Annotated in this window: 19 protein-coding genes and 1 tRNA gene; 8 read left to right on the plus strand and 12 right to left on the minus strand. The window is 62.1% G+C overall.

Annotated features, from left to right (window positions below; all coding sequences use genetic code 11):
• Position 1 precedes the first annotated feature (1 nt).
• Entirely contained in the window at positions 2-2,020 is a 2,019-nt protein-coding gene (locus IZV00_RS06305) for a putative bifunctional diguanylate cyclase/phosphodiesterase (protein WP_196226275.1), read from the minus strand.
• 121 nt (positions 2,021-2,141) lie between these two features.
• Here IZV00_RS06305 and moaA point away from each other — a divergent pair, with 121 nt between their 5' ends.
• From moaA to IZV00_RS06320, 3 genes are all read left to right on the plus strand, one after another.
• Positions 2,142-3,155 carry a GTP 3',8-cyclase MoaA gene (gene moaA, locus IZV00_RS06310; protein WP_230463320.1) on the plus strand — a complete coding sequence of 338 codons (1,014 nt, stop codon included), beginning with the start codon at positions 2,142-2,144 and terminating at the stop codon, positions 3,153-3,155.
• Positions 3,152-3,928 (plus strand): NAD kinase, encoded by a 777-nt coding sequence (locus IZV00_RS06315; protein ID WP_196226276.1) that lies wholly within the window; start codon positions 3,152-3,154, stop codon positions 3,926-3,928. The genes moaA and IZV00_RS06315 overlap by 4 nt, the downstream gene beginning before the upstream one ends.
• Before the next feature lie 79 nt (positions 3,929-4,007).
• Positions 4,008-4,082 (plus strand) — tRNA-Asn (locus IZV00_RS06320).
• Positions 4,083-4,321: 239 nt separating this feature from the next.
• Here the strand turns inward: IZV00_RS06320 and IZV00_RS06325 are convergent.
• Genes IZV00_RS06325 through IZV00_RS06335 form a run of 3 tightly spaced genes read right to left on the minus strand, consistent with a single transcriptional unit; the run spans position 4,322 to position 6,891 of the window.
• Positions 4,322-5,620 (minus strand): SPOR domain-containing protein, encoded by a 1,299-nt coding sequence (locus IZV00_RS06325; protein WP_196226277.1) that lies wholly within the window; start codon positions 5,618-5,620, stop codon positions 4,322-4,324.
• Positions 5,621-5,633: 13 nt separating this feature from the next.
• Positions 5,634-6,152 carry a hypothetical protein gene (locus IZV00_RS06330; protein WP_196226278.1) on the minus strand — a complete coding sequence of 173 codons (519 nt, stop codon included), beginning with the start codon at positions 6,150-6,152 and terminating at the stop codon, positions 5,634-5,636.
• 16 nt (positions 6,153-6,168) lie between these two features.
• On the minus strand, positions 6,169-6,891 hold the full coding sequence (locus IZV00_RS06335; RefSeq protein WP_196226279.1) for a ParA family protein: 723 nt from the start codon (positions 6,889-6,891) through the stop codon (positions 6,169-6,171).
• A gap of 180 nt (positions 6,892-7,071) precedes the next feature.
• Here IZV00_RS06335 and IZV00_RS06340 point away from each other — a divergent pair, with 180 nt between their 5' ends.
• From IZV00_RS06340 to purU, 3 genes are all read left to right on the plus strand, one after another.
• Positions 7,072-8,118, plus strand: coding sequence for an SPOR domain-containing protein (locus tag IZV00_RS06340; RefSeq protein WP_196226280.1), 1,047 nt, complete (start codon positions 7,072-7,074; stop codon positions 8,116-8,118).
• Between the two features lie 73 nt (positions 8,119-8,191).
• Positions 8,192-9,211: a DUF1338 domain-containing protein gene (locus IZV00_RS06345; RefSeq protein ID WP_196226281.1), complete on the plus strand. Its 1,020-nt coding sequence runs from the start codon at positions 8,192-8,194 to the stop codon at positions 9,209-9,211.
• Between the two features lie 71 nt (positions 9,212-9,282).
• A complete protein-coding gene (purU, locus tag IZV00_RS06350) occupies positions 9,283-10,149 on the plus strand; it encodes a formyltetrahydrofolate deformylase (RefSeq protein WP_196226282.1) in 867 nt (288 codons plus the stop codon).
• Positions 10,150-10,694: 545 nt separating this feature from the next.
• Here the strand turns inward: purU and IZV00_RS06355 are convergent.
• From IZV00_RS06355 to IZV00_RS06370, 4 genes are all read right to left on the minus strand, one after another.
• Positions 10,695-10,907, minus strand: coding sequence for a DUF2093 domain-containing protein (locus IZV00_RS06355; RefSeq protein ID WP_196226283.1), 213 nt, complete (start codon positions 10,905-10,907; stop codon positions 10,695-10,697).
• On the minus strand, positions 10,907-12,310 hold the full coding sequence (locus tag IZV00_RS06360) for an NAD(P)H-dependent flavin oxidoreductase (RefSeq protein WP_196226284.1): 1,404 nt from the start codon (positions 12,308-12,310) through the stop codon (positions 10,907-10,909). The genes IZV00_RS06355 and IZV00_RS06360 overlap by 1 nt, the downstream gene beginning before the upstream one ends.
• Positions 12,311-12,404: 94 nt before the next feature.
• Complete coding sequence (locus tag IZV00_RS06365) at positions 12,405-13,544, minus strand: glycosyltransferase family 4 protein (protein WP_196226285.1); 1,140 nt, start codon at positions 13,542-13,544, stop codon at positions 12,405-12,407.
• Entirely contained in the window at positions 13,537-14,406 is an 870-nt protein-coding gene (locus tag IZV00_RS06370) for an alpha/beta fold hydrolase (protein WP_196226536.1), read from the minus strand. The genes IZV00_RS06365 and IZV00_RS06370 overlap by 8 nt, the downstream gene beginning before the upstream one ends.
• 67 nt (positions 14,407-14,473) lie before the next feature.
• Here IZV00_RS06370 and IZV00_RS06375 point away from each other — a divergent pair, with 67 nt between their 5' ends.
• Positions 14,474-15,865: a protein adenylyltransferase SelO family protein gene (locus IZV00_RS06375; RefSeq protein WP_196226286.1), complete on the plus strand. Its 1,392-nt coding sequence runs from the start codon at positions 14,474-14,476 to the stop codon at positions 15,863-15,865.
• Positions 15,866-15,977: 112 nt separating this feature from the next.
• Positions 15,978-17,411 carry a succinylglutamate-semialdehyde dehydrogenase gene (gene astD, locus IZV00_RS06380; RefSeq protein ID WP_196226287.1) on the plus strand — a complete coding sequence of 478 codons (1,434 nt, stop codon included), beginning with the start codon at positions 15,978-15,980 and terminating at the stop codon, positions 17,409-17,411.
• Positions 17,412-17,565: 154 nt separating this feature from the next.
• Here astD and IZV00_RS06385 read toward each other — a convergent pair whose 3' ends face one another.
• From IZV00_RS06385 to IZV00_RS06400, 4 genes are read right to left on the minus strand one after another with little or no spacing between them, the layout of a single operon-like run.
• Positions 17,566-18,357, minus strand: a complete 792-nt coding sequence (locus tag IZV00_RS06385) for a phosphoadenylyl-sulfate reductase (protein ID WP_196226288.1) — start codon at positions 18,355-18,357, stop codon at positions 17,566-17,568.
• Positions 18,350-18,790 (minus strand): DUF934 domain-containing protein, encoded by a 441-nt coding sequence (locus tag IZV00_RS06390; RefSeq protein ID WP_196226289.1) that lies wholly within the window; start codon positions 18,788-18,790, stop codon positions 18,350-18,352. Before IZV00_RS06390 ends, IZV00_RS06385 begins: the two co-directional genes overlap by 8 nt.
• Positions 18,783-19,190 carry a RidA family protein gene (locus tag IZV00_RS06395; protein ID WP_196226290.1) on the minus strand — a complete coding sequence of 136 codons (408 nt, stop codon included), beginning with the start codon at positions 19,188-19,190 and terminating at the stop codon, positions 18,783-18,785. The genes IZV00_RS06390 and IZV00_RS06395 overlap by 8 nt, the downstream gene beginning before the upstream one ends.
• Positions 19,183-20,814 (minus strand): nitrite/sulfite reductase, encoded by a 1,632-nt coding sequence (locus IZV00_RS06400; protein WP_196226291.1) that lies wholly within the window; start codon positions 20,812-20,814, stop codon positions 19,183-19,185. The genes IZV00_RS06395 and IZV00_RS06400 overlap by 8 nt, the downstream gene beginning before the upstream one ends.
• Positions 20,815-20,816: the final 2 nt, after the last annotated feature.

Consider the following 20,816-nt stretch of genomic DNA (forward strand, 5'->3'; position numbering starts at 1 on the left):
CTCAGCCCTTCAGCGCCATCGCGGCCAGTTCAGCGGAGGATATTCCGGCGGATCGCAGAAAGCCCTGATAATAGTCGCAACCTTCGCGCGCCAGTAAATCGAGTTGCTGCTGGGTCTCGACCCCCTCGGCGATGACGCTCATGCCGAGGGACTTGGCCATGTGGATGACGCCCCGGACCACGATCCGGTCGCGGGCAGTCCCAGCGATGTCCTGGGCCAGGCCGCTGTCGATCTTGAGATAGTCGAGCGGGAGGCTCTTTAGGTAGGCAAGGCTGGAATAGCCGGTGCCGAAATCATCGACCGCTACCGCCAGACCCTCCGCCCGCAGAGCGGTAAGGAGCGCGGTGGCCGCAGCGATATTTTCGATAAGGCCGCTTTCGGTGATCTCGACCGTCAGGCGCGAACGGGGAAAGCCGCTCTCGTCAACAAGGGCAAGGAACTGCGACATGAAGCCCGGCTGCGCGATGTCGGCGGCGGTCACGTTGATCGACAGACGCAGGTGCGAGAGCGTCCGGGGCCAAGCCGCCGCCTGACGCAGCGCTTCGGCCTGGATGTGGGCCGAAAGCGGAAGCATATAGTCGGACCGTTCGGCGGTCGCGAAAAGCATGCCCGCACCGAGGGGGCCATATTGAGGATGGTTCCAGCGGGCGAGCGCCTCCACCCCCGTCATGTGATCGCCACCCACCGGATATTGCGGCTGGAAGACGATGCCGATTTCTCCCCGGTGAAGTGCAAGGCGCAGGTCGGTTTCCAATTGGTCGGCATCGACCTGACGGCTGCGCTTTTCGGCCGAGAAGATGCGAATGCCCTCTCCGCCCCCTGCCCGCGCGTCTGCCAGAGCTGTCCCCGCCCGCCGGAGCAGCCGGGTAGCATCATCGTCTGCTCGCGACTGAGCGATGCCACAGCGAGCCGTCAGGCGGATGAGATGGTCGCCCGCGCTGAAGGGCCGGATGATGACGCCGATCAACTGGCGCGCGAGGAAGGTTGCGCGATCGCTCGCAGCTGCCTCGCCCGTGAGACCGACGAGAAATTCGGTCCCGGCGATGCGGGCCACAATAGCGCCGGGCGCGGCGTCTGCCGCCATTCGCTCGATCCTCCTCGCAATCCGGCCGAGCAGGGCATCGCCGACCACCTGACCATAGGCGGCGTTCATGCGGTCGAACTGACTGATGGAGAGCAGGAGGATCGTGGTGGCAAGGCCGGACCGCTTTTCCAACCACTCCAGCGCTGCCTGCCGCGAACGAAGGCCGGTCAGATCATCCCGGCCGGTCGCATCGTCCCCATGCATATCGGACAACCACTCGACATCGGCAGCCACGACGCCATCGATCAGCCTGAGATGATGAACGAGCCGATCGCCCGGTCGCCCCGGCGCGGCATGAGCAAAGGATTCTGGTCGGCCCGATCGCATCATGCCGCGCAGGCCCGCAATAACCGACCGCCGTTCGGCACGGGGCAGGCAGCGAGCAAACTGCGTGGGGCTGATCATCTGGCGATCGAGGTTGAGGTGCCGGGCAAGATTGTCGCTGAGGCGCAGGGATCGCCCTCCCCGCTCCAATTCCCAGAATAGCGCATCGCCGCGGCGTATGCGCTGGGCACGCTGGCTGGGCATCGTACCCCCGCCCAGGCGGTCCACGAGGCGCTGGGCCGAAGCGAGCGTCGCCCGCAATTGATCGGTTGAAAATGGAGCGGCGAGAAAATGAGTCGCTCCCGCTTCCAGCAGCGCCGTGACAGACCCCAGCGCCTGCGCGTCGATCAGGGCGATGAGCGCTCCACCGCCCGCCTCTATGGCCGGGCAAAAGGCATCGACGAGGCCGCTGGCTCCGTCCGCCACATCGCGCATGTCGACAAGGGCGATCTGCGCATCGCTATGCAGGAACCGTTGCGCCGCATCCTTCGTGCGCCGGGCCGCGATGGCGCGCCAGCCAGCCAGACCAGCCGCGCGCGACAAGCCATCCCTGTCACCGGGCGACAGAATGAAAAGGCTGCGCTGTCCATGCAGTGCGGATTCACCGCTCACATCAAAACTCCCGGGGTACAGCGCATGGCGGGCATATAGCAGACAGGCGTTAGCGACCCGTTCACGCTCCTGCAACCGGCAGTGCTTGCACCGGACTTTCCCATGGCTTAGCTAGTCCATCATGAACAAGCCCGACCTTGGGCGCACGGCCATGACCGATGCGTTGGGCCGCCGGATCAGCTATTTGCGGATTTCGGTCACGGATCGGTGCGACCTGCGGTGCCGCTATTGCATGGCGGAGCGCATGACCTTCCTGCCCAAGGATCAGGTGCTGACGCTGGAGGAGATCGCGCTGCTCGCCGACCTCTTCATCGCTCGTGGCGTTCGCAAGATTCGGCTGACGGGCGGCGAACCACTGGTCAGGCGGGACATTATCGACCTGGTGCGGCGCATTGGACGCCATTTGGGCGAAGGGCTCGACGAACTGACGTTGACCACCAACGGCACGCGGCTGGCCCAGCATGCGGAGGCACTTTTCGACGCGGGCGTACGGCGGGTCAATGTCAGCCTCGACAGCCGCGATCCCCAGCGGTTCGCCCATGTCACCCGCAATGGGGACATCCGGCCGGTGCTTGAGGGGCTGACGGCGGCGAAGGCGGCGGGTCTCGCGGTCAAGATCAACATGGTGGCGCTGAAGGGCGTCAATGATGATGAAATCCTGCCCATGCTGCAGTGGTGCGATCAGCAGGGATTTGACCTGACATTGATCGAGACGATGCCGCTGGGCGAGACTGGCGAAGATCGCACTGATCATTATCTGCCGCTGACGGAAGTTGTGGAACAACTGCGGCGGCAGCATGAACTGCGGCCGATTGCGCATCGCACGGGCGGGCCTTCGCGCTATCATGCGGTTGACGGGATGCGTGTGAAATTGGGGCTTATCACGCCCCTGACCAACAACTTCTGTTCAGATTGCAACCGTATGCGCATGACCTGCGAGGGGAAGATATTCATGTGCCTGGGACATGAGGATCATGTCGACCTCAAGACCGCCTTCCGTGAAGGCGGCATCGGGGCGGTCGAGCCGCTGATCGATCGTGCGCTGCGTTTGAAGCCAGCCAAGCATGATTTTCGCATCGGCGGCGATGCACCTGCCGCAGCGGTTAGCCGCCATATGAGCGTGACGGGCGGATGACCGAAGAGCCGCGGCGCGCTTTGCTCGCGTCCCCCACCCAGGCTGCGAAGGCCGCCGAAGAACGGCTTCGCGCCGCCTATGAGTTCGTCCCTGTGGAACAGGCGAACATGATCATCGCGCTGGGTGGCGACGGATTCATGCTGCAAACGCTGCATTCCATGCTGGAGAACCGCCGGATCATGCCTGTGTTCGGAATGAACCTTGGCACCGTCGGCTTCCTGATGAACGAGTGGCGGCTGGAGCGGCTGGAGCAGCGGATCGAGGCGGCCAAGCTTTTCAAGGTCAATCCGCTGCGCATGACAGTCGACACCGTCGATGGGGAACGCTTTTCTATTCCCGCCATCAACGAAGTGTCGCTGCTGCGCGAGACCCGTCAGACGGCGAAGCTGGAAGTCCATGTGAACGGCCGAACGGCGCTTACTGAACTGGTATGCGACGGCGTCCTGGTCGCAACGCCTGCTGGCTCTACGGCCTATAATCTGTCCGCGCACGGCCCTATCCTGCCGCTGGGTTCGGGCCTGGTCGCGTTAACGCCGATCAGCCCCTTCCGTCCCCGCCGCTGGCGTGGGGCGATCCTGCCTGAAAGCACAGCGATCCGTTTCACCGTGCTTGATCCGGTGAAGCGCCCCGTCAGCGCGGTGGCGGACCAACGCGAAGTTCGTGACGTCGCCGAGGTCGAGGTGCAGATCGATCGAGGGACGCCGCTCACCCTCCTTTTCGACCCCGAACATACGTTGGATGACCGGATCGCAGCGGAACAATTCATCGCCTGAAAAAATTCGCAATTCTGTCCTTGCCATCCGAAGAATCTCGCTGCTATAGGCGCGGCCTGCCCAGCGAGAGCCGGGCTGCTCCCCGATAGCTCAGCGGTAGAGCATTCGACTGTTAATCGAATGGCCGTAGGTTCGAATCCTACTCGGGGAGCCACTTTCGCCCACTTGGGCGGCTCCAGAAATTTGCGGTAAATTGCGGAATTCGTCCGAGCGGGCGGACAAGCCGCGCGCATATTCGCTTGCCGGAATATCGCTGCGTTGCTTCTTACGTTGAGACTGTCGAGATGAACTGCTCGCCGCCGAAGCGACGCCCTTCATCATCTCGAAAGAGCGTAAACACGACAAACCCCATCCCCATGAGGGGATGAGGTCATCGATCTGAAAGACGGCAGGTCAGCGCGAAGCGAACTGGCGCGGCTTGGATGCCAGCGCCCAGCGCTGCGGCGCGGCGCCGGGGGCCTTTTCCCGAACGAAGCATTGGCCACGGCGAGCACGAATTGCGCGGCATAGCGCCGTCGCTTCCACGCGATCGTCAAAGCCGCTGACCGCGAGGCGGGCATAGCTAACGCCGTTCACGGTAATCTGGCTGGTGAGTACCGGCAACGCGGCTATCGCACTGTTCCGGCGAGCGATGTCGTACCATTTCTCCTTGGCGATTGCAGCGTTTGAATAAGCGCCAAGTTGGACGACCCACGGGCTGTTCCCATTGCCATCGAAACGAAGCGCTGGGCGAGCCGCGAGCGGAGCGCGGGCCGCTGTCTGCTGACGGAGCCCTGCGGCCTTTGCCGGAACATGGGATGCTTTCATGGGCATCGCCGGAGCCACATAAGGCGTAAAGGCGACCGCCTGCTGGACTGGTTCCTGCTGCGTCGCTTCGGGGGCCACCTCTTCGGCACCGGAAACGGCAGGTGCTTCGGGCACATTTGCCTCTGCCATCTGTACCGGCGCGGCTTCGGTCGTGAGCGCCAGCGCCACGGGCTGGCCCGCGTCGCTGCCATCAACCGCTATGCCCATCAGACCGGCAATGCGCTGCTGCGCGAAATCGGGAGCAGCGGTCTGCGCCCACTGGGCGATGCGCTGGTTGGCGGCGAGCGGTTCAAGATCGAGGCCCGCCATCACGCGCGCATCCTTCCAACGTCCCGCCAACGCATAGGCATAGGCTAGATTTTGGCGCGTCCGCGCGGTGGCCGAGGGATCGTGAATGGCTTCGGACAGGATGCGGACACCCTCCGCCGCGTCGCCAGCCATCGCCATGGCGAGTCCATAGTCGCTCGCGGGAACGATGTCTGAATTGGTTGCCAGCAGCTCGCGCGCAGCGTCATTCTTCCCAAGCGCTACCTTCACCAGGGCGAGGCTGACGATGGTGCGCGGATCGCGATTACCAAGGGTCATGGCGTCGCTGAGCGCGGTTTCAGCGGAGATGAGACGGCCACTCGCAATATAGGCGCGGCCCAGCAACTGGCGATAATTGGCGTCTTGCGGAGCAGCCTTGACCGCCGCCTCTGCCGCCGCGACTGCGCGAATGCCATCCCGGCTGAGCAGAGCCTTGTCGATGGCCGCTGTCGCACGGCTCGGATCCTCCTTGGCCGCTGCGATGGCAGACGGACGGAATGCCGCGCCGGTGCAGCCGACCATCGTGGTTCCGACGATCAGCGACGAAAGTGCCGCCTTGGAAAGAGCGCTGCGCTTCATGGCTTGATCCTTCTTACTCTGCTTCGTCGCGCGGCAGTTGCTGCGCGAGCCGGTCGATTTCCGGCAGGCTGGCGAGGAAAATATCGAGTGCTTCGGTGACCATCTGTTGGGCAGAACGGCCCGCGACGGCGCTTGCAAGGCGAAGCTTCAGATGCCGATCCGCGTCCAGCCGCAGCGTGAAGGCGGCCTTGCGGCCCTTGGTTCCGGTACGGATGGCGGGAGCGATCGTCTTGACCGCTTCTTCCATACGCTCGGCCAATTCCTCTCGCTCGACAACGACGGAAGGGATGGGCGCGGCGACCGGCGGCAGCGTCATCGGGGTAAGCCCGACAACGGCGCGAGGCTCGGCAGGGACGGGCTCAGGCTCGGTTACGTCGAAACCCATGTCGTTCCAGCCCAGATCGTCCTGCAGCAGCGCCGCCGTTGCCTGATGGCCAAAGCCCATTATGGGGCGGCGCATGGCGGGCTGAGCAGCGCCCTTGCGAGCGAGAAGTCCGGAGGTCAGCGAAGCGAGTGGCTTGGGTTCGGCCATGATGTCTTCCCTCCCTTTACTGGCCTACGACGCGGCGGCCAAAGCCACCCGTCGCCGGACGAACCGCACCGCTGGTGCCCGCCGTGCCGTTGGGCACCGAGAAGACCGTGCGACGGAAATTCTTTTCCAGACGGTCGGAGACATAGCTCCACAATTGCGTGACCTCGCCTGCCGAACGGCCGTTGGGATCAACCTCCATCACCGTGCGGCCGTCGATCATCGACGCGGCGAAATCGGTGCGGTGATGCAGTGTAACGGGCGCAACAGTGCCATGCTGGGAAAGTGCCACGGCGGCTTCCGATGTGATCCGCGCCTTGGGCGTAGCGGCGTTGACCACGAAGATCAGCGGCTTGCCTGCCCGTTCACACAAGTCCACCGTCGCACCCACTGCGCGCAGGTCATGAGGGCTGGGACGGGTCGGCACGACGATCAGTTCGGCCACGGAAATGACGCTTTGAATGGCCATGGTAATCGCCGGGGGCGTATCGATCACGGCAAGCTTGAAGCCCTGCTGACGGAGGATTTCAAGGTCGGCTGCAAGACGCGCGACCGTCGTCTGGGCGAAGGCGGGAAATTCAGCCTCTCGTTCATTCCACCAGTCGGCAAGGGACCCCTGAGGATCGATGTCGATCAGGACGACGGGGCCAGCGCCTGCCCTTTGCGCCTGAACGGCCAAGTGACCAGACAAGGTGGTCTTCCCCGATCCGCCTTTTTGCGATGCCAATGCGAGTATGCGCACGCGCGTTTCCCCCAGAAAATCCAATTGCCTATTGGACTGCCATGGCGGCACCTAAAAATTGGTTAACTTCGGCGCATCCTTCAAAAGGAAGCATGGTATGAAGAATGCGCCTTCTAATGCTAAGTGAGCGTTAACCTTGTTCGCTCATAGGCGGGGGCTACGCTGTTCTTTCAGGAGCACATGCACATGAAGTACATCTGGGGCATATTGGCCGCCGCAACGATGATGAGTCTGGCGCCGCCTGCCCTTGCCGATGTCAAAGCCGGGGTCGATGCCTGGCAGCAGGGTGATTATGAAAAAGCCGTAAGTGTCTGGCGGCCGCTTGCGCAGGCAGGCGATCCTGATGCGCAATTCAACATGGGTCAGGCGAACAAGCTTGGACGCGGTGTCAAAGCCGACATGGCCGTCGCACTTGATTGGTATCGGAAAGCCGCTGCACAAGGTCACGTTCGGGCAGAGGACAATCTTGGGCTGCTGATGTTTCAGCAGGGCGAGCGGGCTAGCGCCCTCCCCTATCTTCAGCGATCGGCGGCCCGCGGCGAACCCCGCGCCCAATATATCGTTGGCACCGCCCTTTTTAACGGAGATCTGACGACCAAGAATTGGCCCCGCGCCTATGCCTTGATGAGCCGGGCGGCGGCGGCGGGCCTGGCGCAGGCGACGGCCAGTTTGAAGCAAATGGATAAATATATCCCTGATGATCAACGCCAGCAGGGGCTCGCGCTGGCGAGGGAGATGGGCCAGAATGAGGTGGCGGCGCTGGCGGAAGCCAATGGCCGCCTGTCCACCATGCCCGTTCTGCGCGAAGAAGCGCCGTCGATGGCGAGCGCTGATCTGCGACCCGCGCGCGCTCCGGAAAAGCCTGCGCCCGCCAAGCCATTACCAAAGCCGAAATCTGAGGCACCCAAGGCCGCCGTGGCCACCGCCCAAACGCCGAAACCAGTCGTTGAAAAGGCGAAGGCCAACAAGACGCCAGAGCCCAAGGTAGCTGCCAGCGGACCCTGGCGCGTACAGCTAGGGGCATTTAGCGAAGAAGCCCGCGCGCGCGCGCTTTGGACCAGTCTGCGCGGCAAAGTGGCTGGCCTGTCGGCCTATCAGCTTTTTCTGGTGAAAGGCGGCGCCATGACCAGGTTGCAGGCTGGGCCGTTGGCAAACAGCGCGGAAGCGTCTCGGCTTTGCAGTGCCATCAAGGCGGCTGGTGCCGATTGCATGCCCCGGAAAATGTGACGAGGCGTAATACTGGCTCTTGGAAGTCCGGGATCGGCGCGCGATAACGGCCATATCCGATATGGAGCGCGCCATGACCGTCGATAGCGAGCAGGGAAATGTAACAGCGCTGGTCAGGGCCACGCTGGGCCATTGTGCTGCGGAGCAAGTGCTTGCTGCGCTTTCGATCGCACCGGCTTTGCTCGTGGAGACTGGCCCCTATGTCTCTCGGGCAACACTTGCCATGGCCTTGAACGTCATTCTTTTTCACGGGCTCTTGCAACGGGTTCCGAGCGGCGCTGCCTATGTGGCTGACAGGCTGGCCAGCGGTGGCAAGGTGGTGTTCGATCATGGAGCACTGAGAACGATCCGCCTGCCCCAAGGCCCCACGGGCGCTTTGCCCGGCGGAGAGGACGCCTTCACCCGTATCCTAAAGCCACTGGGCTACACGCTGGCGGGGGTTTATCCTCTGGACCGGCTAAAGATGACGGGGCGCGCCTATGCCCATGCCGATGCTCCCCACGACATTCCTCAATTCTTCGTTTCGGAATTGCATGTCGATCGGTTTGATGCCGAGTTTGGCGTAGTCGCGGCCCGCGTTTTTGGCACGTCGCGCGATCCGATCAATCCGGAAACGCTGGCAGTATTGCGCGCCTATGAAGCGGGACGGCTTGTCCCCTTCGAACATGCGCTGATCGCCTTGCCGGTCCTGGTGTCGGCTTTCGATCGGCAGCATGATCCTGCCACGTTGGAGGACTATGAACTGTTACTGTCGCGGTCGCCTGAAGCCGCGTGGATCGCGACGGAGGGTAACGCCTTCAACCATGCCACCGACCGGGTGGCCGATGTCGCGGCCTTGGCCCAGCGGCTGAAAGCTGAAGGATGGCCGATCAAGGATGAGGTCGAAATTTCCCGCAATGGCCGCGTGAAGCAGACCGCCCTTCGCGCAGACCCGGTCGAACGGCTATTTGCCGGAAACAAGGTGAGACAAGTACCCGGCTCTTTCTACGAATTTATCAGTCGGGATGTCGATCCCGCAAGCGGGTTGCTTGACCTGTCATTCGACGCGGGGAACGCGACCGGAATTTTCGCGATGACGAGCGCCAACGGTTGAGGTCCTTTAACGGCTTGATCATGGGAGCGGCATAAGGCAACGGCTTTCCCGATCATTCGCGGAGGCTCCCTTTGAACAATCCGGTTATCCCATCATGGGTGCTGACACTTGTCTGCTCCGACCGTGTGGGAATCGTTGCAGCGGTTAGCCAGTTCCTGGCGGAACGGGGATGCTTCATCACGGACAGCCAGCAATATGCCGACAGGGAAGCGGGGCGCTTCTTCATGCGAGTGGCCTTTGAAGCGACCGATGGCCGGATCGCGGATACCGAGCAACTGCGAGGCGAGTTCGATGCTGTAGGCGCGCGCTTCGGCATGGACTGGCGTATCACCACCGCGCAGGAAAAGCCGCGGATGCTGCTCGCCGTTTCCAAGGGCTCGCACTGTCTGGCCGACCTTCTGCACCGTTGGCAGACAGGGACGTTGGCCATCGACATCATGGGGGTCGTGTCGAACCATCCCGACATGCGCCGGATTACCGAATGGCATGGCATCCCCTATCATGAGCTTCCGCCAAACGGAGATAAGGCAACGCAGGAAGCCGCTTTGCTGGACGTTTTCAGCCGATCACGATCGGATTATCTGATCCTCGCACGCTACATGCAGGTGTTGTCCGAAAGCCTCGTGGAGCAGCTCGAAGGTCGTTGCGTCAATATCCATCACAGCTTCCTGCCGGGGTTCAAGGGCGCGCGGCCCTACCACCGGGCGCATGAGCGCGGCGTCAAACTGATCGGCGCGACGGCGCATTTCGTAACCGCCGACCTCGATGAAGGGCCGATCATCGAACAGGCCGTAGAGCGCGTCGACCATCGTGCCACGGCCGAAGACATGATCCGCATCGGCCGCGACATCGAGGCGCAGGTTCTGGCGCGGGCGGTCGGCTGGATCGCTGACCGCCGGGTACTCCTGAACGGCGGAAAGACCGTCGTTTTCCGCTGATCAGATGCCGAGTTTCGCCCAAAAATCTTCGGGCGCGATCACGGCATCAGCTGTGGCTCTGGGCTTCCGCGACCAGGATGAGTGTGGGATGTAGATGTCGCGCCCTGTGTCGCGAGGGCGTTTGCGGCGTGCAAGAATGGGTCGAGGGCTCATCGTCTTCTCCTTATGCGGAGGAACACGAAACCTTGCGTGGTCGCATGGGGGCCGTGCGCTTTAGCCGTTGTTGACGCGGAGCAAGCTGTCATCCTTCAAAAGCCGCGGAGCCTTAAGCTCAAGGCTTTTCTACAAGGCCGCTTTTGAAAGGAAACATAGCTTTGCTTTAACGGCAGCCACTTACGCTTGCCGCCGTTGCCGTGGTTCGGTCAAAATAGAATGTCGTAAATAAACCAGCCCACAATGAGGAAACTGGTGACGACACATATCCGATCGCCATAGATATCAATTCGCGACATCGCTGACATCCTTCCGCACGCGGCGATCTTTGTCGCCTGCATGGACAGGATAACGCATCAAAGCAAGAAAGGGAACAAAAAGTGCGGCGCCGGTCAGGCCGTGACCAAGCCGCGATGACGCAGGAACGACTGGGTCGCCTCAACAGGACCCCGATAGGCCTCCTGAAACTCAGCGCTCCAATATTTAAGGTCGTCAAGATCGATACGTGCGCCCGAAACCGCACAAAGGACGAACTGGCCCGGGCGCACTATGTCGAAATGTGGCGTGTGATATTCCAGCACCGCCAACCCCTGAATCTCCGCCATCAGTCGCCCGTCAAAATGCGGTCTACGAGCTGCTTCACCGTCGGCACGAAACCGTTGGAATAGAAGGGATCCTGCTTGAACTTGTAAGCGCCGTGTCCGGCGAACAGCAGGTTCTTGTCCAGGTCCCCGCCATGCACCGCCTCTTGCAAGGATTTCTGGATGCAGAAGCTCCTTGGATCGGCGAGGCGGCCGGTGGAGTTCGTCTCACTGTCCATCCAGCTTGAGAATGCGCACTGGCTGAGACAGCCCATGCAGTCGGTCTGATCCTTACGGATCTCCGCCCGTTCCTCTTCGGTGACGAATACCAGCGTGTTGTCGGGCGTCTTGAGAGCGGAGGTGAGGCCCTGCCCCACCCACTCGCGCGCGCGCAGCAGGTCGCCGCGCGTTACCCAGAAATTCTTGCCCTTCACGCCTGCATCAAGCTGATGCGTGTGATCGCCAGCCTGTTCCGTGCTGAACGGGATCTGGCGTTCCGACCGCGCCTCAAGCTGGCGCAGGAAGGGGTTGCGGATCGCCGAGCTGTAGAAGCCGGTCGGCGAGAAGCGATGAAGCAGCACATCGCCCGGTTCCAGCTGGGTCAGGCGTTCCTTCCAAAGCTGAGGAATGGGGCTTTCCTGCGTCAGAAGCGGGCGTGTGCCGAACTGGAACGCGATGGTGCCGAGTTCCGGATTGTCGATCCAGTCGTTCCAGTCCTTGAGGTGCCAGACCCCGCCCGCCATGACGATCGGCACTTCATCGGAAATGCCGCCTTCGCGCATGGTTTCCCGAAGCGCCTTGACGCGCGGATACGGGTCCTGAGGCTCCCGCGGATCCTCGGCATTGGACAGGCCGTTATGACCGCCCGCCAGCCACGGGTCCTCATACACCACGGCCGCCAGCCATTCGGACGCCTTTGAATAGGCGCGCTTCCACAGGGCGCGAAAAGCACGGCCGGAACTGACGATCGGGAGGTAGTTCACGCCATAGGAAGCCGCGATTTCGCTGAGCTTATAGGGCATGCCAGCGCCGCAAGTGACGCCTGCCACCATGCCTCTGGTCTTTTCCAGAACGCCGTGCAGAACCCGCTGCGCGCCGCCCATTTCCCAAAGGATGTTGATGTTGATCGCGCCTTTGCCGCCAGCGATTTCGAAGGCGCGCTTCACCTGTTCGACCGCGCCGTCGATAGCATAGGCAACCAATTCTTCATGACGATCGCGGCGGGTACGGCCATGGTAGATCTGGGGAATGACATTGCCCATACTGTCATAGCTGTCGGCATTGACGGCCGACACGGTGCCGATGCCGCCCGCAGCGGCCCATGCACCGGAACTGGCGTGATTGGAGACGGCCACGCCTTTCCCGCCCTCGACAAGCGGCCATACTTCACGACCACCATAGATGATGGGCTTCAAACCCTTGAACAACCTAATCTCCCGCGCAACAGCTGCTGGGTCACCCGCCGACTAAGGGCCGCTCTATAGCAGCTTTCACGACTGATGACGAATTTACGGCCGCGCCCTACCGCAAAATATGGGGGCTGGATAGTACCTGTCCATAAAGCGACGCATAAGCGTCCACCATCGTAGCCTCTTCGAAATCGCGTTGCGCCCGGTGCAGGTTCGCGTCACCCAGGCGGTTGCGAAGCTCGGAACTTGCGACCAGCCGCCCTAGCGCGTCGGACAGTGCCGCCTCATCAGAGGCTATGAACGGCTGGTTTTCCGGGGCGACCATCTGAGCGACGTCTCCCACGTCGGTTGACGCCACCGGCAGGCGCGCGGCCATCGCTTCCACCAGCGAGATGGGGAATTGTTCACTGTCCGAGGAAAGCGCGAAGATGTCGAGCAAGCCCATGAAACGCGAAGGATTGGGCAGGAACCCTGGCATGCAGATGTCGTAAAGCCCGTGCCGCGCCGCCTCCGCCATGATCGGGTCGCGCTCAGGCCCTTCTCCGATGACCACCAGTTGCAGCTTATCACGGTGCGGCGCGACGGCGCGGACCAGCCGGGGGATATTCTTCACCGGGCGCAAACCGGCCAGCGTGCCGACAAGCAGCTTGCCCGGTGAGCGCACCAGCCCTGGAATGGCTCGGGGAACGGGTTGGAGATATTGTGCGACGTCGATCCCGTTGCGGATCAGATGAACTTTTCGCGCAGGCTGATGCCACATCGTTCGGGCAATCTGATTGAGCCGGATGGACGGCACGACCACGGCTTGGGCGCGCTGGAGCGCCAGCCGACGGTAGAAGTTGCGCCCTGTCTTGAGGCGATCAGCCTCCTCGATGTTGAAGCCATCCTCATGATGGATGAGCGGCGGCATCGGGAGAAAGGATGAGCAGAAACGATGGGCCATGACGGCATCCATCGCGCCCCAATTATAGGTGAGAACGAGGTCAAAGCTGGACATGAAGCGTCCCAGTGCCCGGAAGCGCCGTGGGCCAGGGCGGCCGGTTAGCAGCGGAGGATCGGGGAAGCTCACATCGATTTCCGGCGCGATCGCCGACCGGGCGCCCATTGCTTCGGGCGCTGCACTGACGATCGTGTGGCTGGCGCGGTTGCCCCACAGGTTCATCAGGCGGACGGCGCGCGCTTCCTTGCCCCCAAGGGAAAAGCTGCCGTGAACATGAAGAAGGCGGGGCGGCCGCCGAAGAGCGTCAGCCATGCAGGACTCGGGCGAGAAGTCGGTCGATGGCGGCGGCGGCTTCCGGCTCGTCCAGGATAGGCGCGTGGCCGACGTCGGGAACGGTCACCAGTTCAGCGCTCGAGCCCATATCTGCCTGCATGCGTTCGGCTGTTGAGGCGCTGATAACATCGGAGCGTTCACCGCGCAGGATCAGTGAAGGAATGCCATGGAAGGAAGACATTACCGGCCATAGGTCGACCCCGGCCTCACCTCCGGCCAAGCGGAGGGGTTCGGCTATACGCATGTCGTAGTCCAGCACGACGCGGCCTCCGCTGTTGAGGCGGTACAGGCGTTTGGCCATGGCTAGCCATTGTTCGAGACCATAGCGGGGATAGATGTCGCGGTTCGCCTCTTCGAGGGCGCGAGCGGCCTGAACCCAGCTTTGGTGCGATTGGCCAACGCCCACATAGGTACGGATGCGGTCCAGGCCCGCCTGCTCGAGCTTCGGCCCCACGTCGTTCAAAAGCGCACCGGCCAGCCATTCGCGGTGAGTCGCGGCGATCAACATGGTGATGAGTCCGCCGAGCGAGGTGCCGATCGCGACGAAGCGGGTGATGGCGAGGTCGGCCAACAGACGGCTGATGTCCTGCAAATAGGTCAGCGGGACATAGGTCATCGGGTCCTTGGCCTGAGCGCTTTCGGCCCGGCCGCGCATATCGGGGCAAATCAGGCGCCAATCCCCCACCAGACGATCGGCCAACGGTTCGAAATCGCGCGCGTTGCGGGTCAGTCCCGGCAGGCAGAGCAACGGCGGGCGACCGTCTTCACCGCCGCCATAATCGCGATAATGGAGCCTGAGGCCATCGGGAGACCACCAATAGCCGTCGGTGAAGCTGGTCAACGGTCGTGCGCCCTCAAATACATGTCCAGCGGTTGCAACTTCCTGCCCCGCTCCCCCATATCGCCGCATGGACAAATCCTCGCAAGCAAACAGATACAATCCGGCAAAGGAAATCTTCGGATTACAGCCGGATTTCGCCGATGTGGTCGCCCCCGCCGACTTCCCACAGACGATTTTACGATACCGTAACGACCGGGCCGCAGCCAGCGTGGGGTTGGAAACGCTGAGCGATGACGAGTGGATTCGTCATTTCGGGCGATTCGACGCCCTTCCTGGCAACCTGCCGCAGCCCTTGGCGCTGCGTTATCATGGGCATCAGTTCCGGGCCTACAATCCCGACATAGGTGACGGCCGGGGTTTCCTGTTCGCGCAGTTGCGCGACAATGGGGGACGGCTTCTGGATCTGGGGACGAAGGGATCGGGCCAGACGCCCTACAGCCGCTTTGGCGATGGCCGCCTGACGCTGAAAGGTGGGGTTCGCGAGATATTGGCGACCGAAATGCTGGAGGCGCTTGGCGTCAACACGTCAAAGACCTTCTCCCTGATCGAGACTGGCGAGGCGCTGGAGCGCAATGACGAACCCTCCCCCACCCGCGCCGCGGTGATGGTGCGCCTCAGCCATTCGCACATCCGCATCGGGTCATTCCAGCGCGCCGCCTATTTCGACGACAAGCCCCTGTTGGAACGGCTGACCGATTATTCGCTGCGGACGCTTTATGACGAGGAGCCGGGGAATAACGCGCCCGCGCAATTGCTGGGCCGTGTGGTCGAACGGACGGCCGATCTGGCGGCGAGCTATATGGTCGCGGGGTTCGTGCATGGCGTGCTGAACAGCGACAATATCAATGTGACGGGCGAGAGCTTCGATTATGGCCCGTGGCGTTTCACGCCGCTGTGGGAGCCGGGCTTTACAGCGGCCTATTTCGATCATGCCGGACTTTATGCCTTCGGGCGTCAGGCTGAAGCGATCCATTGGGACGTGGCGCAGCTGGCTGTTTCGCTGAGGCCCCTGGTCGAAGCCGAACCCCTGATTGAGCAGTTGGAGCGATTTCCGGAACTGTTCGGACAGGCGATGATGCGTCGCTTCTGCTGGCGGCTGGGCGTCGTGCCTTCAGGCGATGCGAACGCCATGATTCAGGCGGCAGTCAGTGGCATGGCTGCAAGCGGGACGCCGATCGATCGCTTCTTCCATGACTGGCGCGGTGGCGAGCCGCGTGACGGGGCGGATTATTCCGGTGAAACTTGGGCGGCGTTCCGTGAGGCTGTCGCCGGATTGGCGGCAAGTGGCGGCAGGAAGCATGACTATTGGAGCGATGCGACGCCCTGTTCGATGCATATCGACGAGGTCGAGGCGATCTGGAACGCGATTGCCGAGCGGGATGATTGGTCGCTGTTGCACGAGAAAGTGGCGGCGGTTCGGCGGGTGGGTGAGGCCATGGGGGATGGGTTGAGGCGTTAGGCTTGCTCGCTGCGCTCGCTCCCCTCTCCCCGACCCTCTCCTGAAGGCGAGAGGGAGTTTTTGCTGCTTCGCGCCGCTTCCCTAACGACCGGTTATCCGCCATATCGGCTGTATGTCCGCGACGCTGACTTCGATTGAACCCGCCACTGGCGCACTATTATGGCAGGGGACTGCCAGCGATGTAGAGGCGGAGGTCGCAAGAGTCAGGGCGGCTTGGCCATCCTGGGCTGCACAACCGATTTCCTATCGCGTCGAGACGCTTCGTCGCTTCGTCAATGTCGTGCGCGCCAATGAAGAGGCGTTGGCCGACCTGATCGCGCGGGAAACGGGAAAACCGCTTTGGGACGCAAGAACCGAAGTCACGGCCGTGATGAACAAAGTCGACATTTCGGTGGCCGCCTATTCGGAGCGGACGGGGCAACGGCGACTGGAATCGGCGATGGGCGCGCGCCAGTCGGTGCGGCACAAACCACATGGCGTCATGGCGGTTCTAGGTCCCTATAATTTTCCCGCTCATCTGCCCAATGGCCATATCATTCCTGCCCTGCTGGCCGGGAATGGCGTGTTGTTCAAACCGTCCGAAAAGACGCCAGCGGTGGCAGAGATGCTCGTGCGCTTCTACCATGAGGCAGGCGTGCCGCAGGATGTGGTGCGGTTGGTGCTGGGCGGGCCGGATGAGGGTAAGGCGCTTGCAGCCCATGCCGACGTGAACGGCATTCTATTTACCGGTTCGGCATCGACGGGGCTGGCGATCAATCGGCAGTTCGCCAGTAATCCAGGCAAGATATTGGCGCTGGAAATGGGCGGGAATAATCCAATCGTCGTCTGGGATACGGGCGATATCGCCAGCGCCGCAGTCCTGGTGGTGCAATCGGCTTTCCTGTCTAGCGGCCAGCGCTGCACGGCCGCGAGCCGGTTGATTGTCAAGGAAGAGCTGGCCGACCTATTGATCGGAGAAGTCAAGAAGATCGCCGACCGGCTGATCGTCGATCACCCGCATGCCGACCCTGCCCCCTTCATGGGGCCGGTGATCGACAATCATGCGGCGGACCAGCTGACCGAGAGCTTCCTTTATCTGATGAGCCATGGCGGGCGGCCGGTAAAGCATCTGGTCCGCCTATCGGAAGACAGGCCCTTCTTGAGTCCAGCGATCATCGACGTGACTGCGATGACGGAACGGCCCGACGTGGAACTATTCGGGCCGTTGCTACAGGTAATCCGCGTTCCCGATTTCCCAGCAGCGATCGCGGAGGCGAACAATAGCCGTTACGGGCTGTCGGCTTCGCTGATCGGCGGCTCGCCCGAGCAATATAATCAATTTTGGGCGAATATCCGGGCAGGCATCGTCAACTGGAACCGGCCGACCAACGGCGCTTCGTCCTCCGCGCCGTTCGGAGGCCTGGGCATTTCGGGCAATCATCGGCCGAGCGCTTTTTATGCGGCGGATTATTGCGCCTATCCGGTTTCATCGGCGGAAATCGAGCAGCCACGGGCTTCGATCGGGATTGGGCTGAAGGAAGTGGATGTCAGTGGCATGGGGGATTGAGGAGTTCTTCCGGGCGTCATTCCTCTTTTTCTGACGTTGTGCCAGCGAATGCCGTAAGCTTACATCTCAGACGCAGACGAGCATCGCGTCATCCCAGCTTGCGCTGTGACGACGCGAGGCTTTTATTCAGCCCGACCGAAGTCGGCTCAGTCTATCAGAACACAGGCTGATTAGCCGGATCTTCCGGATCAACCACGGGTGCCGGGATAGGCGTCACAGGCGAGTGAATGCCGCATTCCACCTTATCCCAACCGCGCCAGCGTCCTGCGCGCGGGTCTTCGCCCGGCAGCACCTTCGATGTGCACGGTTCGCAACCCACCGACAGATAGCCCTGCGCCTCCAGAGGATGGCGCGGCAGGTCATGCTCGGCGAAATAGGCTTCCAGATCGTCCTTCGTCCAATCGCCGAGCGGATTGATCTTCAGGCGGCCGTCTTCCACTTCGAAACGAGGCATGTTCTGGCGCGTGGTGGACTGAAACGCCTTGCGGCCGGAAATCCACGCGTCCAGCCCCTCCTTGGCGCGCTGCATCGGCTCGACCTTGCGGATGTCGCAGCATCCATCAGGATCATAGGACCAGCGCAGGCCCGTCTCGTCCTTTTTCGCCAGCACTTCCGCACTGGGCGTGACCGATCGGCTGTCGGCAAACCCCATCCGGTTGATGAGCGTATCGCGATAGTTCAGCGTCTCCGCGAACATCTTGAGCGTATCGACGAAGATCACCGGCACGCTCTTGTCCGCCCGCGCCACCAGATCCAGCAGCACGGCGCTTTCCGTGCCGAAGGAAGACACAACCGCCACCTTGCCTGCCAGACCTTCGGCAAAGACGGTCTTGAGCATCGTCAATGCGTCCACGCCCTCGAAACGCGCGTTCAGAGCGTCCGCGTCGGCCTGCGTGAAGGCAGGCCGGGCGTCGATTACGTCAAGCTGGCGGGCAGGTTCAGCCATATATACTCTCCGGGTGCCGCTTCGCCCAAACCGGGCTGCGGCCATCGACGGTCTTTTGATAGACGTCGGCATAGCGATTAAGGGCGCGATCGACTGCGGCATCGTCGAGCGCCTTGTCGGGGCGGAAGCTGTCGAAGCCGCAGCGGCGCATCGCGTTGATCTGATCGACCAGCACATCGCCCACCGCGCGCAGTTCACCCTGATAACCAGCTTCGCGTAAGATACGAGCGGCCGAATAGCCGCGCCCGTCGCCATAGGCGGGGAAGTTCACCTCAACCAGCGATAGCCGGTCGAGATAGGGCAGCAACTCGCGCGCATCCTCACCCGCCTCGATCCGCACTGCGGTCGAATTGGACTGGCCGGTGAAGGATTCGACCGTGACGGCGGGTTCCTGTGCGGCTTCACCGTCGCGGAAGGAAAGAAACTCAGTCATGATCCGCGTTCTCCGGAATGCGCGCAATAACCTTGATTTCGAATTGAAACCCGGCAAGCCAACTAACGCCGACCGCAGTCCAGTTGGGGTAGGGCCGGTTGTTGAAATATCGGGCCTTCGCCTCCATCACTGCCCCGAACTGTGTTTCCGGATCAGTGTTGAAGCTAGTGACATCGACGATGTCGTCGAAGGTGCAACCGGCCGCCTTCAACACCGCATCCAGATTGCGGAAGGCGAGATCGATCTGACCGGCGATGTCCTCCACCGGCGATCCGTCCGCCTGCGCGCCGACTTGGCCGGAGACGAACAGGAAGCGGCCGGAGCGAACGGCTGCGGAATAGCCATGCGCTTCATATAGGGCATGCGCCTGATCCAGCGTGACGATGTCGCGCTTAGCCATAGATCGCCTCCTTGAAGGGCTTCATGCCAAGACGGCGATAGGTGTCGAGGAAGCGCTCGCCTTCCTGACGTTCAGCGAGATAGAGGTCGGTGACCTTCTCAATGGCATCCACGACGCCATCCTCCGAGAAGCCCGGCCCCGTAATCTGGCCGACGGCAGCATCCTGCGCACCCGAACCACCGAGCGAGAGCTGGAAATTCTCCACGCCTTTACGGTCCACGCCCAGCACGCCGATATGCCCGGCATGGTGATGCCCGCAGGCATTGATGCAGCCGGAAATCTTGACCTTAAGCTCGCCCAGTTCCTTCTGGCGGCCTGCGTCCGCAAACCGTTCCGAAAGCTTCTGCGCCAGCGGGATCGACCGCGCATTGGCAAGGCTGCAATAATCCAGGCCCGGGCAAGCGATGATGTCGCCGATCAGGTCCAGATTGGCCTCTGCCAGCCCAGCCTCGTCCAGCTTCTGCCAGATAGCATAAAGGTCCGCCTTCTTCACATGCGGCAGGACAAGGTTCTGCGCATGGGTGACGCGCAGTTCGTCCAGCGAATAGCGTTCCGCGAGATCCGCCACCAACTCAATCTGCTCGGCCGAAGCATCGCCCGGAATACCGCCGCGCGGCTTCAGGCTGATGTTGACGATCGCATAGCCCGGCTGCTTGTGCGCCGCGACCTGCCGGTCCACCCACAGGGCGAAGGCCGGGTCGCTACGGTCGATCTCGTCGCTGAGGCCCTGTTCATAAGCGGGGTTGGCGAAGAAGGGTCGGATGCGGTCCAGCTCCTCGCGTGGCGGGTTGAGGCCCAGTTCCCGCATATGCGCGAACTCTTCCTCGACCTGCCGCTTATATTCGTCGACGCCCAGCTCATGGACCAGGATCTTGATCCGCGCCTTATACTTGTTGTCGCGGCGGCCGTAGCGATTGTAGACGCGCAGGCACGCTTCGAGATAAGGCACGATCTCATCTTCGGTCACGAACTCATTGATAAGAGGCGCAACCATCGGCGTGCGGCCCATGCCGCCGCCGGCGTAGACTTCCGCACCGATCTGCCCATCGCGTGACACCAGCTTCAGGCCAATATCGTGCAGCCGCATCGCCGCGCGGTCCTCTTCCGACGCAATCACCGCGATCTTGAACTTGCGTGGCAGATAGGTGAACTCGGGATGGAACGTCGACCATTGACGGAGCAGTTCGGCCCAGGGACGGGGGTCCGTCACTTCATCGGCGGCAACGCCAGCATATTGGTCGGACGAGATGTTGCGGATGCAATTGCCGCTGGTCTGGATGGCATGCATCTCGACTGTAGCCAGCTCGGCCAGAATGTCGGGCGCGTCGGCCAGCTTGATCCAATTATATTGCAGGTTCGTGCGCGTGGTGAAGTGGCCATAGCCCTTGTCATATTTGCGCGCGATCTCGCCCAGCTTGCGCATCTGGCGCGCATTCAAAGTGCCATAAGGAATGGCGACGCGCAGCATATAGGCGTGCAGCTGAAGATAGAGGCCGTTCATCAGCCGCAGCGGCTTGAACTGGTCTTCGGTCAGCTGCCCAGCCAGGCGACGCTGCACCTGATCGCGAAATTCCTCGACGCGGGCGTCCACGATGGACTGGTCGTAGCTGTCATAACGATACATGG

Source organism: Sphingobium sp. Cam5-1 (genome assembly GCF_015693305.1).
Taxonomy (GTDB): Bacteria; Pseudomonadota; Alphaproteobacteria; order Sphingomonadales; family Sphingomonadaceae; genus Sphingobium.

Bases quoted from the DNA above. Each gene is read 5' to 3' on its own strand.
- IZV00_RS06315 (WP_196226276.1), top strand. From the start codon at position 3,152: ATGACCGAAGAGCCGCGGCGCGCTTTGCTCGCGTCCCCCACCCAGGCT.
- IZV00_RS06365 (WP_196226285.1), bottom strand. From the start codon at position 13,544: ATGGCTGACGCTCTTCGGCGGCCGCCCCGCCTTCTTCATGTTCACGGC.
- IZV00_RS06400 (WP_196226291.1), bottom strand. From the start codon at position 20,814: ATGTATCGTTATGACAGCTACGACCAGTCCATCGTGGACGCCCGCGTC.
- IZV00_RS06325 (WP_196226277.1), bottom strand. From the start codon at position 5,620: ATGAAGCGCAGCGCTCTTTCCAAGGCGGCACTTTCGTCGCTGATCGTC.
- IZV00_RS06330 (WP_196226278.1), bottom strand. From the start codon at position 6,152: ATGGCCGAACCCAAGCCACTCGCTTCGCTGACCTCCGGACTTCTCGCT.
- IZV00_RS06395 (WP_196226290.1), bottom strand. From the start codon at position 19,190: ATGGCTAAGCGCGACATCGTCACGCTGGATCAGGCGCATGCCCTATAT.
- IZV00_RS06375 (WP_196226286.1), top strand. From the start codon at position 14,474: ATGGACAAATCCTCGCAAGCAAACAGATACAATCCGGCAAAGGAAATC.
- moaA (WP_230463320.1), top strand. From the start codon at position 2,142: ATGAACAAGCCCGACCTTGGGCGCACGGCCATGACCGATGCGTTGGGC.
- IZV00_RS06340 (WP_196226280.1), top strand. From the start codon at position 7,072: ATGCACATGAAGTACATCTGGGGCATATTGGCCGCCGCAACGATGATG.
- IZV00_RS06385 (WP_196226288.1), bottom strand. From the start codon at position 18,357: ATGGCTGAACCTGCCCGCCAGCTTGACGTAATCGACGCCCGGCCTGCC.
- IZV00_RS06390 (WP_196226289.1), bottom strand. From the start codon at position 18,790: ATGACTGAGTTTCTTTCCTTCCGCGACGGTGAAGCCGCACAGGAACCC.
- astD (WP_196226287.1), top strand. From the start codon at position 15,978: ATGTCCGCGACGCTGACTTCGATTGAACCCGCCACTGGCGCACTATTA.
- IZV00_RS06355 (WP_196226283.1), bottom strand. From the start codon at position 10,907: ATGGCGGAGATTCAGGGGTTGGCGGTGCTGGAATATCACACGCCACAT.
- IZV00_RS06345 (WP_196226281.1), top strand. From the start codon at position 8,192: ATGACCGTCGATAGCGAGCAGGGAAATGTAACAGCGCTGGTCAGGGCC.